A 17,529-nucleotide genomic window follows, 5' to 3' on the forward strand; every position below is an offset into this window, starting at 1 on the left:
GGGCTTGCCGCGGAGCTATCACGCAATTACCTGCCCTGCCATGACCGGAAACCCGACAAATCACGATGTGCACATCATTGGCGGCGGCCTCGCCGGGAGTGAGGCTGCCTGGCAGCTCGCCCAGCGCGGTGTGAAAGTGCGTCTATCGGAGATGCGCGGCAGCGGAGAAATGACCCCGGCGCACCAGACCGATGGGCTGGCCGAACTGGTATGCTCCAATTCGTTCCGCTCGGACGACGACACCAAGAACGCCGTCGGGCTGCTGCATCACGAAATGCGCGAGCTCGACAGCCTGGTGATGCGCGCTGGCCATGTCGCACGGGTGCCAGCGGGAAGCGCGATGGCTGTGGACCGCGATGTCTTCTCCGCCGAGGTCGAAAAGGCGCTCTCCAGCCACCCTAATGTCACCATCGTGCGCGAGCGGGTCGACGCCCTTCCCGACGCAGGTCTCACCATTGTCGCCACCGGGCCGCTGACGGCTGAAGCGCTGGCGGGCAGCATCGTGCGCGCCACCGGGGCCGAGCGGCTTGCGTTCTTCGATGCCATTGCGCCGATCATCCACCGCGACAGCATCGATATGTCGAAGTGCTGGATTCAATCGCGTTGGAACAAGCGCACCGAGGCCTCGAACGAAGGCGGCGATTACATCAATTGCCCCATGAACGAGGAGCAATACCGCGCCTTCCATCGCGGGCTGATGGAAGGTGAAAAGTCCGAGTTCAAGCAATGGGAAAAGGACACGCCCTACTTCGACGGCTGTATGCCGATCGAAGTGATGGCCGAACGCGGCTGGGAGACGCTGCGCTATGGCCCGATGAAGGGCGTCGGGCTGGATAATCCCTTCGATACCACCCCCGAATTTCCGCAAGGCCGCTGGCCCTATGCCGTGGTGCAGCTGCGCCAGGACAACAAGCTGGGCACGCTGTGGAACATGGTCGGCTTCCAAACCAAGCTCAAATATGGCGCGCAGATCGAGCTGTTCCGCACCATACCGGGACTGGAGAATGCTGAATTCGCCAGGCTCGGCGGGTTGCATCGCAACACCTTCCTCAATTCGCCGCAGGTGCTCGACCGCCAGCTGCGGTTGCGCGCTGCGCCGCATATCCGCTTTGCCGGGCAGGTGACGGGGTGCGAGGGCTACGTCGAAAGCGCGGCAATTGGTCTTGTCGCTGGCATGATGACCGTTGCCGAGATCGCCGGACACGATTGGCGGCCCCTTCCCGCCACTACGGCGCTGGGAGCGCTGCTGAGCCATATCACTGGCGATGCCGAGGCGGAGACCTTCCAGCCCATGAACGTAAATTTCGGCCTGTTCCCACCGCTTCACGACATCGGCAAGAAGGTCCGCAAAGAGGCATATACCGGCCGCGCCAAGGAAGACCTCGCACGCTGGATCAGCGAAACCCGCGAGGCCTTACCCGCCTGAAACTCAGCATTTGCAGGCAGGCTTCTTCGCCACAGGCTTGGGCGCAGTCGCCGCGAATTCGCGCGGGGTCAGGCGTTCGTCGCCATCCCCATCGGCCTTCTCGAACCGGTTGACCGTCGACACCGCCCATTCCTCAAAGGTCAGCAGATTGTTGCCATCCTTGTCGAGCGCGCGGAAGCCCTCCGTCCGGGTGCTGAGCATTTCGTTCCGGGTGATCAGCCGGTCGCGGTTGCGATCATAGCGGAAGAACCGCTGCTCCTCGCGGCTGAGGTCGCTCATCTCGGGCGGTGCGGGGCCGGTCAGACTACCGGGATCGGCAATGGGGAGCGCCTCAGGGTCTGGCGCAGGCGCAGCCACCGGAGGCGGCGGTGCACTCTGTTCGACCGCCGCGCGGCCCTGCCACCAGAACATTCCAATCCCAGCGAGGGCCAAGGCCCCCACCCCTCCCAACGCGGCTTGTCGCAAAGGTCTGCCCCCTTTTGCTGAATACCCCTGCGCGAATATACCCAATCAGTTCAGAAAGATAGCACCCCTGAGCGCCGCGAGTGAGGCCCCCCTCCCCTCCATAAGTGGTCGCCCACCCCGATGAAGCGCGCGCAGTGCCAGCACGTCGAGGACAGCGAGCCCGCGCAAACCTCGCGGAAAGCGCGTGACCGTCTCGCCCTGTAACGTTGAAAGGCCAGCGGCGATCAATGCGGCGCGCTCGCTCTCGTCCGAAACAGCAGCTGCGGCATCGGCCATCGCCCAGCGCGATCCTGCTGTAGCCAAACGCGTGACCAATGCGGCGGAGCTATCCGAAGCCAGTGCCGCGAAAAACGCCCCGCGGGCCGTGCCAAAAGCGGCGGCTTCGCCCTGTCCCAAGCGGTCGGCGGTCACTAGCACTTCCCACCCATCAACCATCGCTACCAGAGCGCTCTCACTCCCAGCCCAGTGGAGCCCAATTCCATCGAGCACGACATCGCCGCGCGGACGCTCCGCCACAGGTTTGGAAAGAGCGTCACGCCACCACGCCAGCCGCATCTGACCCAGCATCGGCTCGCTGGTACGCATCACGATCCGCGCCAGCCGCCGGTCAAGCTGAAGAGCTATGCTTAACGGCCCGCGAACCTTTGGACTGCTCCACGCAAGGGCCAGTTCTGCTTCGGGAGATAGGGGTTCGGGGGTCTCGTTCGTCACGCTTCCAGCGCCTAGCCAAGCATTTGCACACTTGGCAAGCAAACTGTCCCGGCCCGGGACGTCACCATTTCGGGGAGCGCTAAACCTGTCATTAGGACTTTGTTAACCAGGTCTTTTCGCACTCCGCTTACCAGAACGACTTAAGGGCGAAGGCTGCATCTGGATTGTCCGCGGTAATTCCGTGCGGACATCAGGGGAAGGGCACCTAAGTGATGGGGCGAGAAAAGCAGGCCAATATGTCGTTCATGCGCAAGCTGGTGCGCGACAAGACCGCCAACACGCTCGTGATTTCAGCCGCGGCGATGGTTCCGATCATGGCAATGGTGGGCGGCGGCGTCGATGCGAGCCGCTATTATATGACCGCTGCACGTATGCAGGCCGCGTGTGACGCAGGCGCACTCGCAGCGCGGCGCGCGATGACGAATGACACGTTCACATCAGCGCATCGCACGATTGGGCTCAACTTCTTCGATCAGAACTTCAACGACGGCATTTTTGGTACCGAGAACCGCACCCGCGATTTTACTACTGACGGTGACGGCGTCGTGTTCGGCGATGCCAGCGCGACCTTGCCGACGACAATCATGGGCGCATTTGGCTACACCGAATTCGCCATCGAGGTCAGCTGCACCGCTGAAATAAACATCTCCAACTCCGACATCATGTTCGTGCTCGACGTTACGGGCTCCATGTCGGAGTGCCCCAACGGCAATGAGTGCAATTCGAACTCCAGCTCGAAGATCGTCGCGCTGCGCAGCGCGGTGATGAACTTCTACGATACGGTGGAAGCGGCAACCTCCACCAGCGCGCAGGTGCGTTATGGCTTTGTGCCCTATTCGCAGCAGGTCAATGTCGGCTTCTCGATCCCGCGCGCCTATATGGCTGACACGCACAGCTACCAGACGCGCGTGGCACGGTACAATCCTGCGCCGTTCCCGAATTCAGGCAATCCTGACGTCGATCAAGTCGGTGAAACGATCCTGATCTCGGATCAAAGCGAATGGTTGCCGCGTGCGACCAACAACTTCAATTCGAGCAACACCGATCACTACCGCTTCCGCACCGATGGTTCTAACGGAACCACCGCGCGCAACTTCTGCCAGACCACTCTGCCTGGCACACGTAACGTGACGGTCAGCGGCCAGACCCAGAGCTGGCAAGTGTTTGCCACACCTCAGATAGTCACTGGGCAATGGTCGGGCGGCAACTCGAACGAGCGTGCCGGTTGCTATGGGCGTGTGCGCAAGACCCGACTTGCGACCGCCGCTGACGTGATCCCGCAGTTCCGTGAATGGATTTATTGCGAGGTCACGCCACGAACATCCAATCCGTGCAACGTCAACAACCCGCCCCGCAGCCCTGCTGGTTGGGAATCGGTCAACCTTGCATCGATCTATGCCGCCAACACGCTCCAGATCCCGGTCGGTACCAATGGCGCAATGACAACCCAGACCTGGAGCGGCTGCGTCGAAGAGCCGGTGTGGATGGACACCACCGGCAATTACAGCCCCATTCCTGCCGCGGCCCACGATCTCAACATCAATCTGGTGCCGGCAAACGAATCGCAGAAGTGGAAGCCGGCGCTCAACACTGCGGCTTATGAGCGCCGCGATGGCACCGGAAACCGGACTACGAACCAGGTAACCGATTCGGACCGGATCGCCGCCGGATTGTCGACAACTCAGGACCGTCCCGGCTGGGTCTGCCCTGCGGCAGCGCGCAAGCTGGCCGAAATCGACCGCACTGCTCTGCAAACCTACGTCAATGGCTTAGCTGCCAGCGGCAACACCTATCACGACATTGGTATGGTGTGGGGCGCGCGCTTCGTATCGCCGCGCGGCATGTTCGCCGCCGAAAACACCACCGCGCCGAATGGCGACGCCATTGCCCGCCACATCGTGTTCATGACGGACGGTGTGCTTGTCACCGGCGTCGAGAACTATTCGCCTCAAGGGATTGAATGGTGGAATCGCCGCGTCACGGGCAATGGCGATCAAACGCGCGAAGCGACCCGGCGTGCGGCCCGTCTGCAAGCCATCTGCCGCGCTGCCCAGCAGGAGAACATCACCGTCTGGGTGGTGGCCTTCGGGACAGCGCTGACCCAGAACCTGATCGACTGCGCTTCACCCGGCCGTGCCTTCCAGGCCAGCGACTCCGTGACCCTGAACGCGCGGTTCCAGGAAATCGCGCAGAAGATCGCAGCGCTGAGGCTCACCTCGTGATCGGCCGGCTGTCACGCACAGGCGCGCTGCTGCGCCGCCTGCACGCCGATCGCGGCGGCACGACCTTGATCGAATTCGCGATCGTAGCGCCGGTCCTGCTCCTGATGGTCATGGGCCTGTTCGACATGGCGCATACCCAATACTCGAGCTCGGTGTTGCACGGCGCCATGCAGAAAGCGGGACGCGACCTGACGCTGGAGAATGCTAACAGCCAGCAAGAGAGTATTGATCAGCGCGTCACAGATCAGATCACCACGGTGATGCCCGCAGGCACGACGATCGAGCTTGAGAAGCTGTCGTTTTTCGAATTCGCCGACGTCAGCGAGCCCGAGGAATTCACCGACCTGAACAGCGACAGCATCTGCAACAACAACGAACCCTACATCGATGCCAACGAGAATGGCAGCTGGGACGAAGACCGCGGCAGAGACGGGATCGGCGGCGCGCGCGATGTGGTGCTCTACACCGCTACCGTCACCTACCCTCGCCTGTTTCCGATGTACGGCATGGCTGGCTTGTCGGACACCGTCACGCTTGAGGCATCGACCGTGCTGCGCAATCAGCCGTTCGACGAACAGAATGACCGTGTCACCACTCCGGGAAATTGCACATGACCAACACCACGAGGAAACCGCTGCGTAGCCGCGTGCGAAGCCTTGCCCGTCGGCTTTCGGGTGACACATCCGGCCTTGCGTTGATCGAGTTTGCCTTTGCTGCACCGCTGGTGCTCGGCATGGGGATGCTCGGCACTGATACGGCCTTTCTCGTGATCACGCATATGCAGATCAGCCAAATCGCGATGCAGGTCGCCGACAACGCTTCACGCGTGGGCGAACAGGACGTGCTGACCGCGCGCAAAGTGTTTGAGCGCGACGTCGCCGAAACTCTGATCGGTGCGGAAAAGCTCGGCCAGAACCTCGACTTTTACAACAACGCACGGGTCATCATTTCCAGCTTGCAGCGCAATGCTCAGGGCGGTCAGTGGATTGCCTGGCAGCGGTGCCGCGGAGCGGTCGCTCATGCCTCAAGCTTCGGGGTTGAAGGCAACGGCGCGTCGGGAACCAGCTTCCCCGGCATGGGTGTGCCCGGGCGTTATATCACGGCATCACAAGGCACCGCCGTGATGTTTGTGGAAGTGGCGTTCGATTACGAGCCGATCACACCGATCACCGTTTTTGAGAACCGCCGCATTGTGTACACCGCTGCATTCAACGTCCGCGACAACCGCGACCTGACCCGGCTTTACGCTGGTGGCCCGGTGGCGCGTTGCAACGTCTTTTCGGCAGCCCGCCCGACCTAACCAAGGCCGGGCGGTTCATGCCGTCATCAGTTACTTGTAGCAGACCTTGCGCGCTGCAGCCGCAATTCGGGCCGGATCAATCAGCGCGAGCTTTTCGAGATTGGCAGCATAGGGTAGCGGCACGTCTTCGTTGCACACCCGCAGCACTGGCGCATCGAGGTGGTCGAAGCCTTCCTCCATGCAAATGCTGATGATTTCGCTTGCGATCGAACAGGTCGGCCAACCTTCCTCGGCTACGATGAGCCGATTGGTCTTGGCGAGGCTATCTAGCATGGTCTGCTTGTCGAGCGGGCGCAGCGTGCGCAGGTCGATCACTTCGGCATCAATACCTTCATCCGCCAGCGTTGCTGCCGCTTCGAGCGCCATGCCGACCCCGATCGAATAGGTGACGATGGTCACATCGCTGCCTTCGCGCATGATCCGCGCCTTGCCGATGGGCAAGACGTAATCATCCATATCCGGCACATCGAAGCTGCGGCCATAGACCAGCTCGTTTTCGAGGAAGACGACCGGGTCTTCGCAGCGGATCGCGGCTTTCATCAGCCCCTTGGCATCGGCCGCGTCAAATGGCGCGATCACGATCAGGCCGGGGACGCTGGCATACCACGGGCCGTAGTTCTGCGAGTGCTGCGCGCCGACGCGGGAGGCCGCGCCGTTGGGGCCGCGGAACACGATCGGGCAACGCATCTGGCCACCGGACATGTAGTTCGTCTTGGCCGCAGAGTTGATGATGTGGTCGATCGCCTGCATCGCAAAGTTGAAGGTCATGAATTCGACGATCGGGCGCAGTCCGCCCATCGCCGCGCCCGTGCCGATCCCGGCAAAGCCGTATTCGGTGATCGGCGTATCGATCACGCGCTTGGGACCGAACTCCGCCAGCAGTCCCTGGGTGACCTTGTAGGCGCCCTGATACTGGGCCACTTCCTCACCCATCACGAAGACACGCGGGTCGCGCCGCATTTCCTCGGCCATGGCATCGCGCAAAGCTTCCCGCACTGTGGTGCTGGTGAGGGTGGTTCCGGCAGGGATCGCGGGATCAGCAGCCGCAGGGGCGCGCGCTGGGGCCGCTGCCTTGGGCGCCGGAGCCTGTTCGGGCACAGACGCTGGCGCAGCAGCGGGTGTTTCCGCCTCGGCCGGAGTGGGTGCGGGCGCCGCAGACGGTTCGTCCCCTTCCCCGGCGATCAGCGCAATTACTGCGCCGACCGCGACATCTTCCGTCCCGGCTGCGACCAGGATCTTCTCCAGCACGCCTTCGTCGATGGCTTCGAATTCCATCGTTGCCTTGTCGGTCTCGATCTCGGCGAGGATATCGCCCGGTTCGATCCGGTCGCCCTCCTGCTTGAGCCACTTGGCGAGCGTGCCCTGTTCCATCGTCGGCGACAGCGCCGGCATCTTCAGTTCAATCGCCATGGCTCAATACGCCTCCACCAGAACATCGGTGTAGAGTTCGGCTGCACCGGGCTCGGGCGAGGTTTCCGCAAAGTCAGCAGCGGATGCCACCTCGGCGCGGATCGCCTTGTCGATCGCTTTCAAATCGTCCTCGGTCTTGCCTGCTTCGATCAGGGTCTTCTTCAGCCCCTCGATCGGATCGTGGTGGTCACGCTGCTCCTGCACTTCCTCGCGGGTGCGGTACTTGGCCGGATCGGACATCGAATGCCCGCGATAGCGATAGGTGTTGCACTCCATCAGCACCGGGCCCTTGCCCGCGCGGACATGGGCGAAAGCGACTTCGGCCGCCGCGCGCACTTCGAGCACGTCCATGCCGTTCACTTCCATCCCCGGGATGCGGAAGGCGGTGCCGCGGCGGTGGAACCGGGTTTCGGCCGACGACCGCGAACTTGCGGTGCCCATCGCGTATTGGTTGTCCTCAACCACGAAGACGATGGGGAGGTTCCACAAGGCCGCCATGTTGAAGGTCTCATACACCTGACCCTGGTTGGCCGCGCCGTCACCGAAATAGGCCAGGCACAGCCCGCCGTCATTGTTGTACTGGTGGGCGAGCGCAAGGCCCCCGCCAAGCGCCACCTGCGCGCCGACGATGCCGTGGCCGCCATAAAACTTATGCTCGGTCGAGAACATGTGCATCGACCCGCCCTTGCCCTTGGAAATCCCGGCTTCGCGCCCGGTCAACTCCGCCATGATCACCTTGGGATCGATCCCGTAGGCGAGCATATGGCCGTGATCGCGGTAGCCGGTGATGACGCTGTCGCGCTCGTTATCCAGCGCGCTCTGCAACCCGATCGCGACCGCTTCCTGGCCGATATAGAGGTGGCAGAAACCGCCGATCAGACCGAGGCCGTAAAGCTGGCCGGCCTTTTCCTCGAACCGGCGGATCAGCAGCATCTGGCGGTAAAACTCCAGCATCTCTTCCGGCGAAGCGTCATAGCGCTTCTTGGCCTCGAAGGCGGCTTGCAACGAGTGGAGCATGAAATCGGCGTCGTCCGCAGCGGTTGCGGACTTCTTTGCAGGCTGTTTGGCCAAGACAAGTATCCCTCTCTCTGGCGCACTCATGGGGAGGAGAAGCGCATCGTGGCTCTATAGGCAGGGAGATAAGGCCCGCGCAACGCCAAGCCGTAACGGTAATCGCTCACGCATACGAAATCAGGTGAGCCGAGCCGGCTACCCGAAGTCAGTCTTCGAGCGTGATCACGACCTCATCTTCGCGCATCACGCCAAGCTGATCGCGCACCAGCTCGCTGGCCAGATCAGGATCAGCGGCTTCAGGATCAAGGAGCATCACGCGGTTGCGCAGTGCATCGCGCTTGGCGGTGAGTTTGGCGATTTCGCTCTCGCGCACTTCGAGCGCGGCGGCATTTTCGCTCCAGGCGAGCAGGCCCGTCGGACCGGCCACAGCCACGCCCGTCAGCAGCAGCAAGGCACCCAAGGCGCCAAACCGCTTCAGCCTGTTTTCAGATCCTGGTTTGCGCATCGCCGCGAATGATCCCTCGTCCGTTAAATCGAACAGAATCATATCTGCTCGGCCTCTGCAAGAATAATGCGACACAATGGGACACAATGCTTGCAATTCCTTGGGGATTGCAGGTTTCAGTAGCTTCGCGGCAACCCCAGCACGTGTTCAGCGAGGTAGGAGAGGATGAGGTTGGTTGAAATCGGCGCCACGGTGTAGAGTCTCGCCTCGCGAAACTTGCGCTCGACATCATATTCTTCGGCGAACCCGAAGCCGCCGAAGGTCTGCACGCACATGTCGGCTGCGGCCCAGCTGGCTTCGGACGCGAGCAACTTGGCCATGTTGGCCTCCTCGCCCGGATTGCCGCCCTCATCGTAAACCCGCGCGGCATGGTACACCATCAGCTCAGCGGCGCGCATCTGCGCGTAACAACGGGCGATCGGGAACTGAACACCTTGATTCTGGCCGATGGGCCGTGCGAAGACAGAGCGGTCTTTGGCATAGCCCGTCGCCTTCTCGATAAACCACTTGGCATCGCCGATGCACTCGGCGGCGATCAGGATGCGTTCGGCGTTCATCCCCGACAGGATGTAGCGGAAGCCCTTCCCCTCCTCGCCCACCAGCGCCGATGCGGGAATGCGCAGGTCGTCGAAGAACACTTCGCAGGACGAGTGGTTCATCATCGTGCGGATCGGCTTGACCGACATGCCGCACGCCAGCGCGGCCTGCATGTCGACGAGGAAGATCGACAGCCCCTCTGTCTTACTCGCCACATCCTCGCGCGGGGTGGTGCGGGCGAGCAGCAGCATCAGGTCGGAATGTTCGGCGCGGCTGGTCCAGATCTTCTGGCCGGTGATGACATACTCGTCACCATCCCGGACTGCGCGGGTCTTCAGGCTAAGGGTATCGGTGCCACTGGTTGGCTCGCTGACGCCAAACGCCTGCAACCGCAATTCGCCGCTAGCGATGCGCGGCAGATAGGCCGCCTTCTGCGCCTCCGAGCCGTACCGCAGCAGCGTGTTCATGATGTACATTTGCGCATGGGCGCTGGAGCCGTTGCACCCCGAGGCCTGAATCTCCTCCATGATCACGCAGGCCGCCTCCAAGCTGAGACCGCTGCCTCCGTGTTCAACTGGGATCAGAGCGGCGAGGAAGCCCGCCTTGGTCAGCGCGTCGACGAACTCCGCAGGATAGGCCCGAACCGCATCCTTGGCGCGCCAATAGTCCCCCGGAAAACCATCGCACAGGCTGCGGACCGCACGCCGGATTTCGGTGATTTCCTCGGGTTCGTGACGGGACATCGACAAGCCTTCTCTCCTGCTATTGGCGGGAGGCTTGCCCGCTCCCCGCGGCCAAGTCCACCTCATCAATTTGGGTGCTTTTGGGCAAGACGGCGGGCATAGCAATCCCGTTTCGATCTGCTACTCACCATGGTGATGGGAGGAACCGCCATGCAAATCATCGCTCACGATCCGGCGCGCTTTGCCGCTTTGCCCGATTATCCTTTTGCCGAAAACTGGCTGACGATCGACCTTGGCCAAGGGCTGTCAGCGCAAATGCACTATCTCGATGAAGGGCCGAAGGATGCCCCTCCCCTGATCCTGTTTCATGGCGAGCCAAGCTGGTCCTACCTCTACCGCAAGATGATCCCGCTGCTCGTGCAAGCAGGGTTCCGCTGCCTGGCGCCCGACCTCATTGGCTTCGGCAAGAGCGACAAGCCGGACGATCAGGCCTTCTACACCTATGCCCGCCATGTCGATTGGCTCAAGCAGTGGCGCGATGCCGTGGTACCGGAAGTCGCCGGGCTGTTCTGTCAGGACTGGGGCGGGCTGCTGGGCCTGCGCATCGTCGGGCAGGAGCCGGAGCGCTTTGCCCTTGTCGTCGCCAGCAACACCTTCCTGCCCACTGGTGGCGGCAAAGCCTCACCGGGCTTTCTTGCGTGGCGCGAATTTGCCCGTTCGTCGCCCGACTTCAAGATCGGCGGGATCATGGACCGCGGCTGCCAGAGCGAACTCAGTGCTGTCGAGATTGCCGCCTATGACGCCCCCTTCCCTGATGAACCCAGCAAGGCCGGTGCGCGCGCCTTCCCGCAGCTGGTCCCGGTCGAGGATGACAAGGACGGGGTCGCTGACAACATCGCCGCGTGGGATGGGCTCGCCGCCTTCGACAAGCCGTTCCTGACCCTGTTCGGGGAGGATGACCCAGTGCTCGGCCAAGCAGGCCCGCTGCTTTCCAAACGCATTAAGGGCGCCGAGGGCCAGCCCCATGCAATGCTGCCCAAATGCGGCCACTTCAGTCAGGAAGACCGCCCGGCCGAGCTTTCCCAAGGCGTGATCGACATGGCACGGCAGGCAGGGTTCCTCGCTTGACCCAGACCGCGCCCGTTCCTGCCTATCTCACCCGCACGCAGGAACGGGCGCTGGCGCTCACCATCGCGGTGGTGACAGCGAACGCCTATTACATCCACCCGATCATCGGCGAAGTCGCCCGCGCTTTCGGTGTTGGCGAGGCGGAGATCGGGTTGGTGCCGGCGCTCAACCAGTTGGCGCTGGCGCTGGGCATTCTGCTGCTGCTGCCGCTGGGCGACTTCTATTCGAACCGGCGGCTGTGCATCGTGTTCGTCGCCGCGCAAACTGTGTGCCTTGGCGGCATGGTGCTGGCACAGGATCTGGTGCTGTTCACCGCCGCTTCCACTCTGCTCGGCTTCGTCACCATCGCGCCCTATTTGATCCCCGCCTTCGCTTCGAAACGCGTCGCGCCCGAGCGGCTGGGACAGGTCACCGCGCAACTCACCGCGGCGGTGATCTTCGGCATTCTCGTCGCGCGGGTCGGTGCGGGGATCATTGCCGAGCATGCCGACTGGCATACGGTCTACGTCGGGGCCTTCGGGTTGATGGCTGCAGTGACGGCCTTTCTGCCTATCGCCATGCGCAGCGAGCCTGCCGCGCCCAAGCAATCGCAGGCCCGTTACGGCGCGCTGATCGCTTCAGTCTTCACGCTGGCGGCCAAGCACCCCGACATGCGGATTTCAGCCGCGATCCAGGGGCTGAACTTTGCGATCTTCACCGCCAGTTGGCTGGCACTAGCGCTGCACCTCACCAGCCCCGCCATGGGCTACGGCACGGATGATGTCGGCTATCTTGCGGGCGTTGCGGCGATCAGCGTGTTCACCACGCCTCGGCTGGGGCGCTGGGCCGATAAAGTCGGCCCGCGCAAGGCCCGACTGACGGCGGCGGCGGTGCAGATTTTCGGCATCGCGCTGTTCTATCCGCTGGGCTTCAGCATCTGGGGCGTGCTGGTGCCACTGCTGGTGGTCAACATGGTCGGGCCGACCATTGATGTGACCGGTCGGATGACCCTGTTCACCCTCGCCCCGGAAATCCGCACGCGGCTGACCACGTCCTATATCGTGACGATGTTTGTCGGCGGCGCGATCGGCAGCGCGCTGGGCACGGCGGTGTATGATTTTGGTGGCTGGGGCGGCACCTGCGCGCTGATGCTCGCCATGTCGAGCGGGGTGCTGGGGTTGGCCCTCCACGCCGAGCGGCGCTGGCAGCGGCTGCAAGCATAGTGGTGACCCCGGCGCGATTCGAACGCGCGGCCCCCAGATTAGGAATCTGATGCTCTATCCGGCTGAGCTACGGGGTCCCGAGGCGCTTCATAGCAGCCGCGCGTTTCAATTCAACTTTTCGGGCGGCGCCACGGGGAACGGCAGCGGAGCGACCGGCACGCCTTCGTCAATCAGCGCCTTGGCCTCGGCGAGGCTCGCCTGCCCGTGGATCGGAGCTTCGTCACGCTCGCCATAATGCATCTTGCGGGTTTCCTCGGCGAACTTGTCGCCAACCCATGTGCTGTTCTTCAGCGCCGCAGCCTGCGCTTTTGCGAGCGCGGCAAGCGCCTTTTGCACCTCGGGCGGCATCGGCGTGTTGGCAACCTGCCGCGGTGCCTCGGGCGGGAGGACTTCCTGCCGGGTGTTGCCCTTGGCCGGCACGGCTGGGGCCATCGGAGCCTTGCTCACCTCGGCCGAGCCGCAGGACGGGCAGGCGAGCAATCCGCGCTCCTGCTGATCCGCATAATCGGTCGAGGAGGAAAACCAGCCCTCGAAGCGGTGGCCTTCATGGCAGGAGAGGTCGAAAACGATCATCGCAAATCACGATGTGGCAATTTGGCGGCGGTTGGCAAGAGCGGGCACCTGCGCCCGAACTTCGGCGATGCGGGCAAGGTCAATGTCACAGAACGCCAAGCTGGGCGCATCGCCGCCCATATCGAGCAAAACCTCACCCCACGGATCGACGACGAGGCTGTGGCCATAGGTCTCACGCCCGTCCTCATGGCTACCGACCTGTGCAGCTGCAATCACGAAGGCGCTCGCCTCGATCGCACGGGCGCGCAGCATCACGTGCCAATGGGCGGCGCCGGTGGGTTTAGTGAAGGCGGCTGGCACGGCAATCGCATCGCAGCGCCGGTTGCCGAGCTCGCCGAAGAGTGCGGGAAAGCGCAGATCGTAGCAGATCGTCAGGCCAAGCCGACCGACGGGCGTGTTTTCGACGGTCACAACCTCGCGCCCCGGTTCATAGGCATTGCTTTCCCGCCAAGTCTCACCCGTCGCCAGTTCGACATCGAACATATGGATCTTGTCATAGGTCACCGGCTGCGCGGCGGCGGGGGCGAATAGCATTGAGCGGTTGGCGTTCTTGCCGCCCGGCACAGCCACAGCCATGGAACCAAGCGCGATAGTCAGCCCCGTATCGCGCGCCAGATCGGCCAGGAAGGGCACAAAAGGCGACTGGTCCTGGGACACGATATGCTCTGCCGCCCGAGAACGGTTGCGGTCAAGCAACAGCGACATTTCCGGAGTAAAGAGCATCGCCGCCCCGCCCTCGCGAGCAGCATAAGCGGCATCGCGGATGCAATCGAAATTGCGGCCCGGATCAGTCCCCGAGCACATCTGCAAGACCGCGATCTTCGGCATCAGCCCGCCAGCAACGCATCAAGCTTGCCCGCAGCTTCCAGCGCGGCGAGATCGTCCGACCCGCCAACGTGCACATCGCCGATGAAGATTTGTGGCACTGTCATCGCGTTGGGTGCGCGGGCGAGCATCTCGTCGCGTCGTGCTCCACCCATGGTGATGTCATGTTCGGTGAATTCGGCGCCCTTTTGCGTCAGCAGCCGTTTGGCCCGCACGCAGAAGGGGCAGGCGAACTTGGTGTAGATATCGATCTGCGGGCTAGCCATAGGTCCCTCTTGCCAAATGCTCTTGAAAGCACGGGTGGATAAACCAGATAGGCGGTGTCGCCGCGTTTCGCCAGTCTTGGGAAACGGCAACGGCGACAAGGCGGGTGCTGCATCCGGCAGGCCCGCATCCGAACCAAATTGCTCAGCCAAGAGGATTTGCAACTATGTCCCGTTTCGATTTCACCCCCTACCGCCGCTCCACCGTGGGCTTTGATCGTCTGTTCGACCTGCTCGAAAATCAGGCGCGCCTGAATGCTGGCGACAATTACCCCCCCTTCAACATCTCGCGCCGGGGCGAGGACAATTACCGCATCACCCTCGCGGTGGCTGGTTTCCGCCCGCAAGATATCGACATCACCGCCCAGCAGAACCTGCTGGTGGTGCAAGGCCGTAAGCGCGACGAGGCTGAGGATGGCTCGGAGCTGATCCATGTCGGAATCGCCAACCGCGGTTTCGAGCGGCGCTTCGAACTGGCCGATTTCGTCCGGGTCGAACGTGCTGATCTGGCCGACGGCTTGCTGATCATCGATCTGGTGCGCGAAGTGCCCGATGCGATGAAGCCCCGCAAGATCGCGATTGGTGGCACCACGACGCTCACCGCCGTCCCGACCAACGAAGGTGACGATACGGCCAGCGCTGCCTGAAGCACGCCCGGTTCAAGCCGATAATGTAAATTAAAGGGGGCGAATCTTGCGATCCGCCCCCCGCGGCTTGCGCCGCCTCATCTGAACCTATCCGTCCGGGTCGCAGAAGACGGACAAGACCAGACAAGCCTGTTTCATAGAGACCCGTCTAAGCGGGGTCGAATCACTGTACAGTTGTACAGCAGCAATTCGTTTGACCCAGCGCAATCGTCCCTAGAAAACCGTTAAATCCGGGCTCCGTCTAATGCGTAAAGGCAACAACACGCAAGGCCTATCTGCAAACCATGTAAGGAAACGACACAGAAAGTCCGGCTTGCGAAACAAAGGATTGCAAAGACTTGCTAAACGCCGGTTTACACTGCGCGGAAGGGTTCAAATGACGTAGCTAACGGCCCGAATTGCGGGCTAAGAAAAGTGACAGGACCTCGATTTAAACGAGTCGTGACTGTTCCAGCGCAGCTGCGATAAACCCGGCGAACAGCGGGTGCGGATCAAATGGCCGCGATTTCAACTCCGGGTGGAACTGCACGCCCACGAACCACGGATGGTCGGGCCGCTCGACAATTTCGGGCAGCAACCCGTCAGGCGACATGCCAGCAAAGATCAGGCCCTGCTTTTCCAGCGGCTCGATGAAGGCGCTGTTGACCTCATACCGATGGCGATGGCGTTCGGAGATGACCTCGGCCCCGCCATAGATCTGCGAGGTGTGGCTGTTAGGGCTGAGCTTGGCCGGGTAGGCGCCCAGACGCATGGTGCCGCCCAGATCGCCGCCTTCGGCGCGGCTTTGGAGGCCTTCCTTGCTCATCCACTCGGTGATGATGCCGACCACCGGGCTATCAGTCGGACCGAACTCGGTCGACGAGGCATCAGCAAAACCGGCCGCACGCGCACCTTCGATGCAGGCCATCTGCATGCCGAGGCAGATGCCAAAGAACGGCACGTTGCGTTCCCGCGCAAAGCGGACGCTGGCGATCTTGCCTTCGCTGCCACGCTCACCAAAGCCGCCGGGGACGAGAATGCCGTGCATCGGCTCCAAAGCGGCGATGATCTGCGATTCGTCGTCGCCTTCGAAGATTTCGGCGTCGATCCACCGGATGTTGACCTTGACCCGGTTGGCCAGACCACCATGCACCAGCGCTTCGTTGAGGCTTTTATAGGCGTCCTGAAGACCGACATATTTGCCGACCACAGCGATGGTCACTTCGCCTTCGGGGTTGAACTGGCGGTCGGTCACATCCTCCCACGCCGAAAGGTCGGGCGCGGGGGCATCGGTGATACCGAATGCGCGGAGCACCTCGGCGTCGAGACCTTCGGCGTGATATTGCTGCGGCACCGCATAGATCGAAGGCGCATCAAGCGCCTGGATCACCGCTTCGGTGCGCACGTTGCAGAACTGCGCGATCTTGCGGCGGTCGCTTTCCGGGATCGGATGCTCGGCGCGGCACAGCAGAATGTCGGGCTTGATCCCCAGGCTCGCCAACTCACGCACGGAGTGCTGGGTCGGCTTGGTCTTCAGCTCGCCCGCGGCCTTGATATAGGGCACCAGCGTCACGTGAACCGAAAGGGTCTGGAGCGGTTCCAACTCGTTCCGGAGCTGGCGGATCGCTTCCATGAAGGGCAGCGATTCGATGTCGCCCACCGTGCCACCAATCTCGCACAGGATGAAATCGTGATCGTCCTGATCGGCGAGCGCGAAGGCTTTGATCTCGTCAGTGACGTGCGGGATCACCTGCACCGTCGCGCCAAGATAGTCGCCGCGCCGTTCGCGCGCGATAATGTCGCGGTAAACCCGGCCAGAGGTGATATTGTCGCTTTGCCGCGCGGAGACCCCGGTGAAGCGTTCGTAATGCCCTAGGTCGAGATCGGTCTCGGCCCCGTCATCGGTCACATAGACCTCACCGTGTTGGTACGGGCTCATCGTGCCCGGATCGACATTGAGATAGGGATCAAATTTACGGATGCGGACCTTGAAGCCGCGCGCCTGCAGGAGGGCCGCCAGTGAGGCTGCCATGAGACCTTTGCCGAGCGAGGAGACCACGCCGCCGGTTATGAAAATGTACCGCGCCATGGGATTTGGGCCTTAAGCAACAGGAGGGATTCGGAGCAAGCGAATTGCGCCGCACAGGATGCGCGCCATCCACAGTCACGTAGATTTTATGGCCGCGGGGCAGCAGCGCGCCGCCCCTTGCGGACGATTACTGGCCGGCCGGAGCCGCAGGTGCCGGTGCAGCGGGCGCGGGCGCCGCTTCGTTCGGGGCCGGAGCCGGAGCAGGATCGGCCAACAGGTCAGGCACTGCCGGAGCCGCTGCACCCGGTGCATTGCGGTCGAGCGTGCTCGTCACCCCGCCGACGCGGCTTTCACGCACGGCGAGCGCTGCCAGAACGATCGAGAGCGTCACGAAGGCCACTGCCAGCCACTTGGTCGACCGGGTCAGGAAATCCGCCGCACCGCGCGCGCCAAATGCCCCGCCGGGGCTGGAGCCGATACCGAGCCCGCCGCCTTCGGAGCGCTGCATCAGCACGACGCCGACCAGCGCGGCGGCCACGAGGGCCTGGATCACGGTGAGGAAGATGAACAGGGACATGAACGATTCTCGTGGCCGAGGGCGATTGACCGC

Annotated in this window: 18 protein-coding genes and 1 tRNA gene; 7 read left to right on the top strand and 12 right to left on the bottom strand. The window is 62.7% G+C overall.

The annotated features are described in order from the left end of the window. Positions 1–40: 40 nt before the first annotated feature. Positions 41–1,426 (top strand): methylenetetrahydrofolate--tRNA-(uracil(54)-C(5))-methyltransferase (FADH(2)-oxidizing) TrmFO, encoded by a 1,386-nt coding sequence (gene trmFO, locus GRI59_RS09860; RefSeq protein WP_160761004.1) that lies wholly within the window; start codon positions 41–43, stop codon positions 1,424–1,426. Between the two features lie 3 nt (positions 1,427–1,429). Here the strand turns inward: trmFO and GRI59_RS09865 are convergent, their stop codons facing one another. Further along, positions 1,430–1,837: an EF-hand domain-containing protein gene (locus tag GRI59_RS09865; RefSeq protein WP_160761615.1), complete on the bottom strand. Its 408-nt coding sequence runs from the start codon at positions 1,835–1,837 to the stop codon at positions 1,430–1,432. A 99-nt stretch (positions 1,838–1,936) separates the two neighbouring features. After that, positions 1,937–2,476 carry a hypothetical protein gene (locus tag GRI59_RS09870; protein ID WP_237440765.1) on the bottom strand — a complete coding sequence of 180 codons (540 nt, stop codon included), beginning with the start codon at positions 2,474–2,476 and terminating at the stop codon, positions 1,937–1,939. 338 nt (positions 2,477–2,814) lie between these two features. On the opposite strand from GRI59_RS09870, the gene GRI59_RS15820 reads away from it, so the two are divergent. Genes GRI59_RS15820 through GRI59_RS09885 form a run of 3 tightly spaced genes read left to right on the top strand, consistent with a single transcriptional unit; the run spans position 2,815 to position 6,124 of the window. Next, entirely contained in the window at positions 2,815–4,824 is a 2,010-nt protein-coding gene (locus GRI59_RS15820; protein WP_160761006.1) for a pilus assembly protein TadG-related protein, read from the top strand. Further along, positions 4,821–5,438 (top strand): TadE/TadG family type IV pilus assembly protein, encoded by a 618-nt coding sequence (locus tag GRI59_RS15825; protein ID WP_337190256.1) that lies wholly within the window; start codon positions 4,821–4,823, stop codon positions 5,436–5,438. Before GRI59_RS15820 ends, GRI59_RS15825 begins: the two co-directional genes overlap by 4 nt. After that, positions 5,435–6,124, top strand: coding sequence for a TadE/TadG family type IV pilus assembly protein (locus GRI59_RS09885; RefSeq protein WP_160761008.1), 690 nt, complete (start codon positions 5,435–5,437; stop codon positions 6,122–6,124). Before GRI59_RS15825 ends, GRI59_RS09885 begins: the two co-directional genes overlap by 4 nt. A gap of 30 nt (positions 6,125–6,154) precedes the next feature. On the opposite strand, the gene GRI59_RS09890 is transcribed toward GRI59_RS09885, so the two are convergent. From GRI59_RS09890 to GRI59_RS09905, 4 genes are all read right to left on the bottom strand, one after another. Then, positions 6,155–7,534: a pyruvate dehydrogenase complex E1 component subunit beta gene (locus GRI59_RS09890; protein ID WP_160761009.1), complete on the bottom strand. Its 1,380-nt coding sequence runs from the start codon at positions 7,532–7,534 to the stop codon at positions 6,155–6,157. Between the two features lie 3 nt (positions 7,535–7,537). Next, positions 7,538–8,551 (bottom strand): pyruvate dehydrogenase (acetyl-transferring) E1 component subunit alpha, encoded by a 1,014-nt coding sequence (pdhA, locus tag GRI59_RS09895; RefSeq protein ID WP_237440823.1) that lies wholly within the window; start codon positions 8,549–8,551, stop codon positions 7,538–7,540. A gap of 202 nt (positions 8,552–8,753) precedes the next feature. Continuing rightward, positions 8,754–9,053, bottom strand: coding sequence for an FtsB family cell division protein (locus GRI59_RS09900; RefSeq protein WP_160761011.1), 300 nt, complete (start codon positions 9,051–9,053; stop codon positions 8,754–8,756). Positions 9,054–9,169: 116 nt separating this feature from the next. Then, positions 9,170–10,333, bottom strand: a complete 1,164-nt coding sequence (locus tag GRI59_RS09905) for an acyl-CoA dehydrogenase family protein (protein ID WP_160761012.1) — start codon at positions 10,331–10,333, stop codon at positions 9,170–9,172. 150 nt (positions 10,334–10,483) lie between these two features. On the opposite strand from GRI59_RS09905, the gene GRI59_RS09910 reads away from it, so the two are divergent. Together GRI59_RS09910 and GRI59_RS09915 are read left to right on the top strand one after the other, a co-directional pair. Then, the gene (locus tag GRI59_RS09910; protein WP_160761013.1) at positions 10,484–11,401 is read left to right on the top strand and encodes a haloalkane dehalogenase; all 918 of its coding nucleotides are present in this window, start codon (positions 10,484–10,486) and stop codon (positions 11,399–11,401) included. After that, on the top strand, positions 11,398–12,603 hold the full coding sequence (locus GRI59_RS09915; protein WP_237440766.1) for an MFS transporter: 1,206 nt from the start codon (positions 11,398–11,400) through the stop codon (positions 12,601–12,603). The genes GRI59_RS09910 and GRI59_RS09915 overlap by 4 nt, the downstream gene beginning before the upstream one ends. On the opposite strand, the gene GRI59_RS09920 is transcribed toward GRI59_RS09915, so the two are convergent. From GRI59_RS09920 to grxC, 4 genes are all read right to left on the bottom strand, one after another. Further along, a tRNA-Arg gene (locus tag GRI59_RS09920) sits at positions 12,604–12,680 on the bottom strand. A 28-nt stretch (positions 12,681–12,708) separates the two neighbouring features. After that, positions 12,709–13,176, bottom strand: a complete 468-nt coding sequence (locus GRI59_RS09925; protein WP_160761015.1) for a DUF1178 family protein — start codon at positions 13,174–13,176, stop codon at positions 12,709–12,711. A 6-nt stretch (positions 13,177–13,182) separates the two neighbouring features. Then, the gene (locus GRI59_RS09930; RefSeq protein WP_160761016.1) at positions 13,183–14,004 is read right to left on the bottom strand and encodes a carbon-nitrogen hydrolase family protein; all 822 of its coding nucleotides are present in this window, start codon (positions 14,002–14,004) and stop codon (positions 13,183–13,185) included. After that, on the bottom strand, positions 14,004–14,267 hold the full coding sequence (gene grxC / locus GRI59_RS09935) for a glutaredoxin 3 (RefSeq protein ID WP_160761017.1): 264 nt from the start codon (positions 14,265–14,267) through the stop codon (positions 14,004–14,006). The genes GRI59_RS09930 and grxC overlap by 1 nt, the downstream gene beginning before the upstream one ends. A 164-nt stretch (positions 14,268–14,431) precedes the next feature. On the opposite strand from grxC, the gene GRI59_RS09940 reads away from it, so the two are divergent. After that, positions 14,432–14,911, top strand: a complete 480-nt coding sequence (locus GRI59_RS09940; RefSeq protein WP_160761018.1) for an Hsp20 family protein — start codon at positions 14,432–14,434, stop codon at positions 14,909–14,911. A 430-nt stretch (positions 14,912–15,341) separates the two neighbouring features. On the opposite strand, the gene GRI59_RS09945 is transcribed toward GRI59_RS09940, so the two are convergent. After that, the gene (locus GRI59_RS09945; protein ID WP_160761019.1) at positions 15,342–16,979 is read right to left on the bottom strand and encodes a CTP synthase; all 1,638 of its coding nucleotides are present in this window, start codon (positions 16,977–16,979) and stop codon (positions 15,342–15,344) included. Positions 16,980–17,106: 127 nt separating this feature from the next. Further along, positions 17,107–17,496 carry a preprotein translocase subunit SecG gene (gene secG, locus GRI59_RS09950; protein ID WP_160761020.1) on the bottom strand — a complete coding sequence of 130 codons (390 nt, stop codon included), beginning with the start codon at positions 17,494–17,496 and terminating at the stop codon, positions 17,107–17,109. Between the last annotated feature and the right edge of the window lie 33 nt (positions 17,497–17,529).

The sequence above is a fragment of the Erythrobacter ramosus genome (assembly GCF_009828055.1).
GTDB lineage: Bacteria > Pseudomonadota > Alphaproteobacteria > Sphingomonadales > Sphingomonadaceae > Erythrobacter > Erythrobacter ramosus.